The sequence below is a fragment of the Janibacter corallicola NBRC 107790 genome (genome assembly GCF_001570965.1).
Classification (GTDB): domain Bacteria; phylum Actinomycetota; class Actinomycetes; order Actinomycetales; family Dermatophilaceae; genus Janibacter; species Janibacter corallicola.
Map to the genome: position 1 here is coordinate 211310 of NZ_BCSR01000001.1, position 10984 is coordinate 222293.

Sequence of the window (10984 nt, forward strand, 5' to 3'; positions counted from 1 at the left end):
GGGGGAGTCGGCTCAGCGGCCGAGGACGGCGACGAGGAATCCTCCGTCGTCGCTGCAGGGCTCGAGCGCCCAGCCGCCGAGGCGGACTTGCTCGCGCAGGCCGGCCCGGGCGGCGTCGGTGAAGAAGTCGGCGAAGTCGTAGCCGCGCCCGGAGCCGAAGCCGATGACTGCCCGGCCGCCCTCGGCCAGGTGCTCGGCGAAGCCGGCGAGGACGTCCCCGCGCGTGCTCGGCGCGAGGAAGGTCATGACATTGCCGGCGCAGACGATCAGGTCGAAGCGGCGCCGCTGCCCGGAGTCCTCGCGCAGGTCGAGCTCGGCGAGATCCTGGACGTGCCAGTCGGGCCCGGGGTGGTCCTCCTCGGCGGCCGCGATGAGCTCGGGGTCGACGTCGACTCCGGCGACCCGGTGCCCCAGCTCGTGCAACCGTCCCCCGACCCGGCCGGGGCCGCACCCGGCGTCCAGGACGCGGGAGCCGCGGGGGAGCATCGCGTCGACCAGCCGGGCCTCGCCGTGCAGGTCGTCTCCCTTCGCCGCCATCTCGCGGAAGCGTTCGATGTACCAGCTCGAGTGGCTCGGGTCCTGCTCGACGATCCGCATCCACTCACTCTGCTCAGGCGCCATGACGACACGATACGAGCGCGGCTCGGAACTTGCCCCGCGGGGCCGCCTCGGGTTGGCTGACCCCATGAGTCAGCAGCCGCCCGCACCACCGCCCCCGGCCATGCCGCCGCCTCCCGGAGGCCCCGCACCGGTGGGTGCGCCCTACGACGCCATCGAGGCGATCAAGTACGCGTGGCAGAAGTTCACGGAGAACGTGGCCCCCTTCGCCATCCTCGCGGGCATCGGCCTGGTGCTCTACTACATCTACGCCGTGGTCACGAACCTCCTGCTGCCCGGTGGGCCGTTCGACTCGGGTGTGCCGTCGGGCGGCGAGATGGCTGTGGCCGGACTCGTGCGGCTGCTGTTCGGCCTCGTGATGACCGTCGCGGGGTGGGTGCTGTCGGTCGCCATGGTCCGTGGTGCCCTCGACGTGGTCGACACAGGTCGCACCGACCTCGGGCGGATGTTCACCCGGATCCCCTGGCTGCAGGTTCTCCTGGCGGGGATCCTCGTGACGCTCGTCGTCATGGTGGGCACCGTCCTGTGCATCATCCCCGGGATCATCGCCGCGTTCCTGCTGGTCTTCACCCAGGTCGGGGTGCTCGAGGGGCAGGAGGCGATCGACGCGATGCGCTCCAGCTTCGAGCTGGCCAAGACGCGCGTCGGCGACGTGCTGATCTACCTCCTGCTGACCGGAGTCGTCGGGACCGTCGTGGTGCTGTGCACCTGTGGGCTCGCCTCCGTCGTCGTCGGCCCCGTCTACACGATCGGGCTGGTCTTCACCTGGCGCATCCTGCAGGGCCGGACGGTCGCCGCCTGAGCGGGGCTCAGGCGCCCAGGTCCCAGCCACGGACGACGTGGCAGTTGCCCGACTCCCACCACGCGAGCTGGAGGCGCTCCAGCACACAGGTCACCGGCACGAGGTCGGAGAGCAGGGCCCGGGTGCTCTGCTCCGAGACCTCCCCGGAGGCGGCGTCGAGGGTCAGGTGGGGTCGCGGCTCGGGGCCGTAGATCCCCTCGTAGGGAGTCAGCCCGGGGAAGGCCGCGAGCACCGCCCGGGTCAGCCCGCGCACCGCGCCCTCCGGCTCGACGCGCAGGTGGATGGTCCCGTCGGGGAAGGTGTCCACCTCACCCAGCCGGACCTCGAAGGGCGGTGTGGCCGAGACGATGTCGGCCACGGCCGCCAGGTCCTGCGGGCTCGGGTCGGGGACGAAGGGAGCCAGCACGGTGACGTGCGCGTGGCCGAACCGCGGGTCGCCCGAGACGAAGCCCGCGTCGTAGTGGTGGGTGCGCTCGCGCACCCAGTCCTCCAGTGGCGGCACGGGCAGCTGGAGGACGGAGTGCATGGTCGGATCCTCTCCTGCCCGGGCACCGACGAGCGAGGGGCCGTAGCGTGAGTGGCATGACCGAGGACCCGTGGCGCATCGGCGAGCTGGATCTGCAGGGGTATCTCTCCCGGACCGGGGTGGCTGCCCGCCCGCCGTCGGTCCCGGCGCTCGACGAGCTGTCCCGCGCCCACGTGCTGACCTTCTCCTTCGACAACCTCGACATCCTCCTCGGGCAGCACCCGGGCGTCGCGCTGGCGCAGGTGCAGGAGAAGTTCGTCGGCCGGGGGCGCGGTGGGTACTGCTTCGAGCACGCGACGCTCTTCGCGGCCGTGCTCGAGAGACTCGGGTACGACGTGGATCGCCGGCTGGGCCGTGTCGGGGGCGCGGACCACGCCCGCACGCACATGGTGCTCGTCGTCCGGGTCGAGGGCGCGGAACGGGTCGTCGACGTCGGGATCGGGTGGCCGCCGAGCGCCTCCCTCCCGCTCGTCGAGGGGGGCGAGGTGGAAGCGGACGGCTGGCGCTACCGCGTGCTCCCCGGAGCGACCCGGGAGCCGTCCTGGGCGATCGAGCGTGCCACCGACGAGGGCTGGCAGACCATGCACCTCTTCGACGAGCTGCCGGTGCGACCGGTGGACGTGGCGATGGGGCACCACTGGACGAGTACCCACCCGGACTCGCACTTCACGACGGGGCTGTCCTTCGGGTGCCTGCTGCCGGGGGAGCACGTCGGGGTCGCGCGCGAGGGTGATGGCTTCGCGGTGACGACCCGGCGTCCGGATGCGCCCACGCAGCGGCGTGGGGTGGGGTGGGACGAAGGGGTGGCCCTGCTGCAGGAGCTGGGGAACCTCTCCGACGAGGAGATCGAGCGCCTGCCTGTCGCGCTCGACATGGCAGCGGGCACTCACTGCGGGAGCGGCACGCGTACGAAGTGGGGCCGGTAGCGCAGCGGGTCGGCGGCGACTCGCTCGCTGTCGGTGTCGTTGTTGCTGTACGAGGTCACGACACTTCCCTCCTTCGGGAAGAGCGTCGGGTGGGCCAGCGGCATGTAGCGCACCTGACCGGTACCGCCCTTCGGAACCTTCTTGACCGAGGTGCCCGAGGACCAGGGGCCGGTCGGGGCGTCGGAGCTCCAGACCGTGATGTCGTTGCCGAGCAGGTCGTTTCGCTTGCTCAGCGCATACCACCTGCCGTTCTGCGTGAAGACGCTCAGCGTCTGCGAGACTCCGTCGCGGGCCGGGATCATCTCGGTCGCGTCGTCTTCCCTGCCGGACCACGTCGAGCCGTCCCAGTAGCGCCATCGGGACGGGTCCAGGAAGTCATCGGGTCGCACACGGGCCACGCGAAGGGAGTAGCCCCACGCCTCGTCGGTGCCGGGGTTGGCCGTTCCGAAGACGTAGAGCCATCGGTGGTCGCCACGGCCGGTGAGGGTCGTCGCTGCACCCCACGTCGGGTGCTTGCGATCGGAACGGTCGGGTCCGATGTCGCGTCGCTCGAGCAGCTGCGGAGTCCCACCGACCGGGACGACGAAGACGGCGATGGACAGCCCGAGGTTCGTGAAACCGAAGGCGTCCGAGCCGGTCGTGCGCACCCGCTGGGTGGTGACGTACAGGAGGTCGTAGCCGGCGCGCCGGTCGACGACCGTCGACATCGGCCAGTACCCGACCGGGTTCTCGCCGCCTCCCGGACGGTCCGGTATGAGCGCCCCATCGCTCTCGAGCACGACGGCACGGATGCACTCCTTGTCCGTCAGGAGCATCGAGTTGCGTACGTACCTGGATCCGGCCACCCCCTCACGCAGGGTGTCACCGAAGAGCCAAGCCCGGCGGCCGTCCTGCAGCAGGGCATCGGCTCCGACGTCGCCGCCGCGGAACTCGTCGGTTCCGCGCATCTCGGCGATCCGGTTGAGGTCGGCGACGGAGGTCACGCTCCCGGAGCGCACGCAGTCGGCGGTTGCGGCCAGCGAGGCCCGTCGTGGTGCTGCGGCGACCTCGGCGTGCGGTACGACGACGGTGAGCACGAGCATCGCCGCGGTGAGGGGGGCGACGACCCCGAGGACACGAATCCGCCACCCGCGCACCCCGCCGATGTGGTGCCCTCCGTGGTCGTGGTCCGGGGCGGGCACCTCGCGGTGCCGGCGAACGACCCGGGCCAGGACGATGACGAGCGGCGCGGTTGCCAGCCACACGAGGATCACGGCGACCGGGCTCGTCGGCAGACCGCCGCGCAGGCTCAGCTCGGTCGCCACCTCGAGCCCGGCGCCGGGCAGTCCGAGGGAGGCGATGCCGGCCCAGGGCTCGCCGACGAGATGGGGGTCGACCCGGGCGAGCACCGGTGCACCGGTGGCGAAGAAGGCGACGACGGCCAGACCTGTACCCGCCCACCCGAAGAGCGCCTCGAGGGCGAGGGTCGTGACCGCACTGGTGCCGGCGACGGTGGCCGGCACGAGCACCACGGCCCAGGCGTCTCCGTGGAGGGCGAGGGCCCCGATGACGCCGCCGCAGAGCAGCGACAGTGCCCCGATGGCGAGCATGCGCCGCAACCCCTGCCGCAGGCCGGGCGCCACCGGTCCGGCGCGCAGGCTCGTGCCGACGGCGATGAGGAAGCCGACAACCATGGCCAGGGCGACGGCGAGTCGGGCTGCCTCCCTTCGCTCGTCCGCGTCGGTAGGCCCGACGACGTCGACGGTGACTCCTCGGCCGATACGTTGCTCGGCGTGTTCGACCCGCTGGCGGATCGCGTCGTCGAGGGTGTCGTCGTTGCCCGAGGCGAGCAGCAGACGGTCCTTCGTCCCGTCGAGCGCGACCACGAGGGCCGCGCGTGCGGACCCGTCGGCCAGCGCCGAGTGCGCCGCGTCCTCATCAGCCACGGCACGCAGGTCGAAGGGAGCGCCCGGCAGCCCGTTGTACTGCCTGGCCACGCTCTCGGCGACGACCGGGTCCGCCGCGACGACCGCGGGTACTTCGTGCGGCTCCAGGTCCTCGGACCCGGCGAGGACGAAGGCCGCCCACGCCACCTCGCCGATGACGACGACGGCCAGGAGCACGGCGACAGCCGGAGGCAGGACCTGTCGCCAGCTCGGTCGGGTCGTCCTCGCGCACGGATCGCACCCACGGCGGCGCATCCTCGGATCACCCCTGCTTGCCCACGCCGCCGGCCGAGCCGAGTCCTGCCAGGACGGCCCTGGCCACGGGTGTGGGCTCGGCGGTCCCGAGGTCCAGCTCACCGGTCGGCACCACCGGCGGCTGGGCCATGAAGCGTGGGCGGCTCCCGCGGTGCGGCTGCGCGCCGTGGACGAGGAAGGGGTGGCAGACGTACACGTCGCCCGGTGCCCCCGTGACCAGCTCGACGGGGCGTCCCGCGGACGCGGGGACCGCCTCCTGGCACAAGGTCATCCACTCCCTGCCGGCCTCGCCGGCACCGTGCAGCAGCGACGGCACGTCGAGGTGCGAGCCGACACGCACCCGTGTCGGCGCGTCGTCCTCACCGACCTCGCTGAAGAGGAAGAGCGCGAGCAGCGCGCGCCCCCGCGAACGCAGGCTGACGCGCATCTCCCCTTCGTCGCCTGCGAGGCTCGCCTCCACGTGCCAGCCGGCGTCACCGGGGTCCTCGGCGCTGGGGAAGCGCAGCGGGAAGGTGCCGAGGCCCGCCGTCGGCTGCCACCCGCCGGGGCCGACGAGCTGGTCGTAGGCCTCCTCGAGCGGCTGGGCGCGGGCGGCGGCCACGAAGGGTGGGGTGGACATCGAGGCGATGCGTATCACCGGTCGGGTCCAGGTCGCCGGGTCGTCCGGCTGGCACCCACTCGCGCGCCACAGCTCGTCGCGGCAGGCGAGCGCAGTCTCCTCCGGCACGGCGCCGGGGACGCGGACGAAGCCGTTGCGGACGAAGGCCTCGATCTCGGAGTCAGTCAGCGTCATGGTCTCTCCATCATGCGCGGTGCGCGGGGGTCGTGGTGGGATGCCCCTTAGGCTCCCGTCATGAGCACCCCCGCCGAGTCGCCGCCACCCCCCGGTCCGGGCCGTGCCCGGCAGGACGCGATCTACCGGCCCGGCGCACTGGGCCTCACGCCGACCGTGCCCACCGACGTCACCGAGCTGGAGCGCCGCGCCCGTCGGGCGATGAGCCGCCGGGCGTGGGCCTATGTGGCGGGCAGCGCGGGCACGGGCGCGACCGCCCGGGCCAATCGTGAGGCCTTCGACCGCTGGCGGGTCGTGCCCCGGATGCTGCACGCGACCACGCAGCGGGACCTGAGCACCCGCGTCCTGGACACCGAGCTGCCGGCGCCGCTGCTGCTCGCGCCGGTGGGTGCGGCCGGTCTCGTCGCCGCCGAGGCGGACGTGCAGATCGCCCGGGGCGCCCACGCCAGCGGGATCCCGTACGTCTTCTCCAGCCAGGGCAGCTGCCCGATGGAGGCGACGGCGCGCGCGATGGCCGGGACCCCCTTCTGGTACCAGCTGTACTGGTCCGTCGACGAGGAGCTCGTCGACTCGATGATCGCCCGGGCGGAGGCCGCCGGCGCGGAGGCGCTCGTCGTCACCCTCGACACGACGATGCTCGGCTGGCGCACGCAGGACCTGGACCTGGGCAGCCTCCCCTTCGCCCGCGGGCAGGGGATCGCGCAGTACACCTCCGACCCCCGGTTCATGGCACTCGTCCGTGAGCGGCTGGCCGGCGGCGCCGGTGGTGGCGACCTCGGCCTCGACCCGCGGCGGCCGGTGCAGCTCGCGAGGGCAGCGAAGGGAGGGATCGCCACCCTGCTGTCGATGGCCCGGGAGCACCCGGGGCGGTTGCGGGCCAACCTGCGCTCGCCGGAGCCGCGGGCGGCGGTCGAGACCTTCCTCGACATCTACTCCAACCCGGGGCTGTCCTGGGAGCACATCGCCACGCTCACCCGGCGCACCTCGCTGCCGGTCGTGCTCAAGGGGGTGCTCCACGAGGAGGACGCCCGGAGGGCCCTCGACGCCGGGGTCGACGCGATCGTCGTCTCCAACCACGGTGGCCGGCAGGTGGACCGCTCGATCGCCGCGCTGGACGCCCTGGTGCGGATCCGGGAGGCCGTCGGGCCGGAGCCGACGCTGCTCATGGACAGCGGGATCCGCACCGGTGCGGACCTCTTCGTCGCGCTGGCGCTCGGCGCCGATGCCTGCCTGCTGGGCCGCCCCCACATCTACGGGCTCGCCCTCGACGGTGCGAAGGGGGTCAGCGCCGTCGTCGACGGCGTCCTCGCGGAGCTGGACCTGATGATGGGACTGGTGGGGGCTGCCTCGATCGCGGACGTCACGCGCGACCTGCTCGGCGGGGACGTGCCCACGGCGCCCTGACCTCGAGTCGGGATCCCGTCCACAACCCCGCTGACCGGCGAGGTGTCCTCCACAGATCCGGTCGGGCCGGGTGCATTGTCAGTGGTCGAACATATGATCGAAGCATGTCGACGATGACGCAGCTGCACGAGAGGTACGGGACCGCCCCCGGCCTGCGGGACGCGCTGCGGTCGCTGGTCCGGGCGGCGGGTGGTGATGAGGACTTCTGGCAGCTCGGCGACAGCGAGGTGATCGATGCGCTCGGGGACCTCGGCCGGCTGCGACAGCTGCTCGACGTCACCGAGGTGGGCCTGGTGCGTGAGGGGCTGAGCCGCGGCCTGCCCGAGGAGTCGGCGTGGACCGTGCACGACTGGGTCACCCGTGCGGAGGGGCAACGTGCTCCGGACCCGACGACTCGCCACGTGGGCTCGGTGGTCCGGGTGGCCACGGTGGGCACAGACCGCGCAGGCCGGTACTCGGGCGTTGCGGGGGAGGCCCTGGGCGAGGTGCGGGAGGCCTTCGAGGCGGGGGACCTGCCGCTCGGCAAGGCGGACCAGCTGACCAAGTTCCGCGGCCAGGTCGCGCCGGTCGCCCAGGAGGAGGCGCTGGAGGGGACGCTGCGCGCTCTGCTCGAGGGCGCTCGCGACGACGTCGTGCGCTCCGGCCCGGAGGGGGCGGTGACCGAGCGGGTGCGTGGCCTGACTCCGAAGCAGCTCGGAGTCGCCATCGCCCAGGCCGGGCGGCTGCTGGAGCCGGAGAAGGACCAGGAGGACGAGGACCGCAGGGCCAAGTCGGCCCGCTCGTTGACCAAGGGCCCCGGCCCCGCCGGGATGACCAGCTACAAGCTCGTCCTCGACGAGGAGGGCGCGGCGGTGCTGGACGCCGCCCTGGCCGCCCTCTCCGGTCCGGTGAAGGGCTCGGAGGGCGAGCCCGATCCGCGCCCCGCGAGACAGCGTCGAGCGGATGCCCTGCTCGAGCTCGTCCGTCGCGGGGTCTCCTCACCCGGCGCGGAGCCGAAGTGCGAGAAGGCCCAGGTCATCGTCACGATGGACCTCGAGGACCTGCGCGAGCAGACCAACGCGGCCGGGGTGACCGCGACCGGTCAGGTGCTGGCGCCCTCGGCGGTGCGCCGGATGGCCTGCGACGCGGGGATCATCCCCGCGGTGCTCGGCCCGGAGGGTGAGGTGCTCGACCTCGGGAGGTCGGTCCGCTTCTTCACCCCGGGTCAACGAAGAGCCCTCTGGATGCGGGACCAGGGCTGCACCTATCCGGGGTGCACGATGCCACCGCAGTGGTGCGACGCCCACCACATCGCCTGGTGGTCCCGAGGCGGCGGGACGGACATCGACAACGCCGCGCTGCTCTGCGAACGGCACCACACGAGGGTCCACACCCGCGACCTCACCGCGACGGTGACCGGCACCGGCGTCACCTGGCACGCCTGACCACTCCGTGACGTGTCCGGACCAGCCGATCCTCACGACGCCGAGTATTCACTCGACGTAGGCAGCGTGTGTTTGGGACGCCCACCTGCTGGCTCCTGTCGATACCCCCAGATACGGTGCAGGGCCACGGCCCCTTCAACGGACGGAGTTCGCCATGGATGTCCTGATCACCCTCTTCGTCATCCTCGTCGTCCTGGTCGTGCTGGCCGGTCTCGCCTTCGGCGGACTGCGTACCAGCATCTTCTTCACGGTCAGGACGCAGGAGAACGTCATCGTCGAGCGGTTCGGCAAGTTCAAGAAGGTCGCCAAGCCGGGGCTGAACATCAAGGCGCCGTTCATCGAGACGACCACCCGTCCGATCTCGCTGCGCGTGCGCCAGCTCGAGGTCGACATCGAGACCAAGACCAAGGACAACGTCTTCGTCACCATCCCGGTGGCGGTGCAGTACGTCATCGGCGAGGAGAACGTCGTCGATGCCCACTACAAGCTGGCCAACCCGGAGGAGCAGATCCGCTCCTACGTCTTCGACACCGTCCGCTCATCGCTGTCGACGATGAACCTCGACACCGCCTTCGAGTCCAAGGACGACATCGCCTCGTCCGTGGAGAGCCGGCTCTCGGAGTCCATGGCTCGCTACGGCTTCCAGATCGTCAACACCCTGGTCACCGACATCTCGCCCGACCAGCGGGTCCGGGACTCGATGAACTCCATCAACGCCGCCCAGCGGGACCGTGTCGCCGCCCAGTCGCTGGCGGAGGCGGACAAGATCAAGCGGGTGACCCAGGCGGAGGCCGAGGCGGATGCCCGCCGGTTGCAGGGTGAGGGCGTCGCCGCCCAGCGCAAGGCGATCGCGACGGGCATCGCCGAGCAGTACGAGATGCTCAAGAAGGCGGGCATCGAGGACACCGCCGAGCAGCTGCTGCTGATGAACCAGTACTTCGACACGATGGGCGAGGTCGCCCGCAACGGCCGCTCGAACGTCCTCTTCATGCCCTCGAACCCGGGCTCGCTCGGGGACTTCTTCCAGGAGATCCGCACCTCGCTGCTCTCCGCCCAGGAGGCGGACAAGGCGGCCGCCGCGGGCAGCAGCCCCGACCCCGAGGAGTAGCAGCCAGCGGCTCCGCCATGCCGTGGCGGAGCCGCTGCCCGGTCCTCAGTCCTCCGGCAGTCCGGCGAAGGTCTCCTTGGTCGCGTTGTACCAGCCGAGCGCCTTGCGGGGACGCCGCCAGCGCTTCTTCATGTCATCGCGCGCGGGCTGGTGGGCGGCGTCGCCGGCCTTCTCCATCTCCTTGAGGTGATGGTCCTGGGCCTTGATGACCTCATCGGCGCTCTCGCCCCGGTGGGCGAGGTCGCACGGGCCGCCGAGCTGCTGGCAGGTCATGGTCTTCATGATGGTTCCTCTCCGGTGGGTGGTGTCGTCGTGATGACGAGCGGGTGGGCGCGGACGTGACCGCGCGTCAGCGACGGGTGTCCGGGCGGCGGTGCACGCGCGCCAGGACCTGCGGGTCGGCCCGGAAGGTGATGCCGTGGACGATCCCGTCCTCGATGGTGAAGTCGAAGAGCACCCGGGCCTCGCCGCGGTGGAACCACGCCGACCCGGGGCGGTCGTCGAGATCTTCGGCAGTGGGGCCGACGAGCACCGCGAGGGCCGCGCGGGCGCTGCCATTGAAGAACTCGGCCACCTCCCGGCGGCCGTCGATGCGCTCGGGGGTGCCCACGGCCACGGCCGCGGCGTCGGCGGTGATCCCGGCATCCGGCGCCAGCAACGACAGGAGGGTGTCGAAGTCGCCCTCGCGGGCCGCGGCCATGAATGCGTCGACTATTGGCGCCCCCGGTGGCTGAGGTGCGACGGAGGAGCCTCGAAGCCCACGCACCTTGCCCCGTGCCCGCGAGGCGAGCTTGCGAGCGGCGACCGGGCTCGTGTCGAGGATCGCGGCGATCGTGGCGAACTCGAAGCCGAAGCTGTCGTGGAGCACGAAGGCCACCCGCTCGCTCGGGGTGAGCCGGTCGATGACCGCCTGGAGGGCGACCCCGACGGTGTCGGCGAGGATGACCTCCTCGGCGATATCGGGGGAGGACTCGGGGTGCTCGATCTCGCTGTGCGGCACCGGGGTCCGTGACTTGAGGCGGTCCAGGCACAGGCGCGTGGTGACGGTCGTCAGCCAGGCCGGGAGGGACTCGATGTCGGTGTCGGTGCCGTGCAGGCGGAGCCACGCCAGCTGCACGACGTCCTCCGCCTCTGCGTGGTCACCGAGGATGCGGGTCGCGAGCGCGACGAGCCGTGGCCGTTCGCGCTCGAAGTCCTCGATCC

The 10984-nt window shown here is 72.1% G+C and carries 11 protein-coding genes; 5 read left to right on the forward strand and 6 right to left on the reverse strand.

Annotation, left to right across the window (positions count from 1 at the left end; all coding sequences use genetic code 11):
- Positions 1 to 12 precede the first annotated feature (12 nt).
- Complete coding sequence (locus JCO01S_RS01100; protein WP_068249562.1) at positions 13 to 621, reverse strand: class I SAM-dependent methyltransferase; 609 nt, start codon at positions 619 to 621, stop codon at positions 13 to 15.
- A 64-nt stretch (positions 622 to 685) separates the two neighbouring features.
- Between JCO01S_RS01100 and JCO01S_RS01105 the strand changes: the two genes are divergently transcribed.
- Complete coding sequence (locus JCO01S_RS01105) at positions 686 to 1420, forward strand: hypothetical protein (RefSeq protein WP_157074425.1); 735 nt, start codon at positions 686 to 688, stop codon at positions 1418 to 1420.
- Between the two features lie 7 nt (positions 1421 to 1427).
- On the opposite strand, the gene JCO01S_RS01110 is transcribed toward JCO01S_RS01105, so the two are convergent.
- Positions 1428 to 1946: a 2'-5' RNA ligase family protein gene (locus tag JCO01S_RS01110; protein ID WP_068249566.1), complete on the reverse strand. Its 519-nt coding sequence runs from the start codon at positions 1944 to 1946 to the stop codon at positions 1428 to 1430.
- Between the two features lie 56 nt (positions 1947 to 2002).
- On the opposite strand from JCO01S_RS01110, the gene JCO01S_RS01115 reads away from it, so the two are divergent.
- Complete coding sequence (locus JCO01S_RS01115) at positions 2003 to 2872, forward strand: arylamine N-acetyltransferase family protein (RefSeq protein ID WP_068249568.1); 870 nt, start codon at positions 2003 to 2005, stop codon at positions 2870 to 2872.
- Here the strand turns inward: JCO01S_RS01115 and JCO01S_RS01120 are convergent.
- Positions 2833 to 4974: a DUF5005 domain-containing protein gene (locus JCO01S_RS01120; protein ID WP_068249570.1), complete on the reverse strand. Its 2142-nt coding sequence runs from the start codon at positions 4972 to 4974 to the stop codon at positions 2833 to 2835. The two genes, JCO01S_RS01115 and JCO01S_RS01120, sit on opposite strands and share 40 nt — an antisense overlap.
- A gap of 85 nt (positions 4975 to 5059) precedes the next feature.
- Positions 5060 to 5845 (reverse strand): phytanoyl-CoA dioxygenase family protein, encoded by a 786-nt coding sequence (locus JCO01S_RS01125; RefSeq protein ID WP_068249572.1) that lies wholly within the window; start codon positions 5843 to 5845, stop codon positions 5060 to 5062.
- A gap of 60 nt (positions 5846 to 5905) precedes the next feature.
- Here JCO01S_RS01125 and JCO01S_RS01130 point away from each other — a divergent pair, with 60 nt between their 5' ends.
- From JCO01S_RS01130 to JCO01S_RS01140, 3 genes are all read left to right on the forward strand, one after another.
- Positions 5906 to 7249, forward strand: coding sequence for an alpha-hydroxy-acid oxidizing protein (locus JCO01S_RS01130; RefSeq protein ID WP_068249574.1), 1344 nt, complete (start codon positions 5906 to 5908; stop codon positions 7247 to 7249).
- A 104-nt stretch (positions 7250 to 7353) separates the two neighbouring features.
- Positions 7354 to 8673, forward strand: coding sequence for an HNH endonuclease signature motif containing protein (locus tag JCO01S_RS01135; RefSeq protein WP_068249577.1), 1320 nt, complete (start codon positions 7354 to 7356; stop codon positions 8671 to 8673).
- 154 nt (positions 8674 to 8827) lie between these two features.
- On the forward strand, positions 8828 to 9781 hold the full coding sequence (locus JCO01S_RS01140) for an SPFH domain-containing protein (protein ID WP_068249579.1): 954 nt from the start codon (positions 8828 to 8830) through the stop codon (positions 9779 to 9781).
- A 45-nt stretch (positions 9782 to 9826) separates the two neighbouring features.
- Here JCO01S_RS01140 and JCO01S_RS01145 read toward each other — a convergent pair whose 3' ends face one another.
- Both JCO01S_RS01145 and JCO01S_RS01150 read right to left on the reverse strand, forming a co-directional pair.
- Positions 9827 to 10063: a hypothetical protein gene (locus tag JCO01S_RS01145; RefSeq protein ID WP_068249581.1), complete on the reverse strand. Its 237-nt coding sequence runs from the start codon at positions 10061 to 10063 to the stop codon at positions 9827 to 9829.
- Between the two features lie 67 nt (positions 10064 to 10130).
- Positions 10131 to 10984, reverse strand: an 854-nt coding sequence (locus JCO01S_RS01150) for a sigma-70 family RNA polymerase sigma factor (protein WP_369407276.1), incomplete at its 5' end; no start/stop codon positions are given.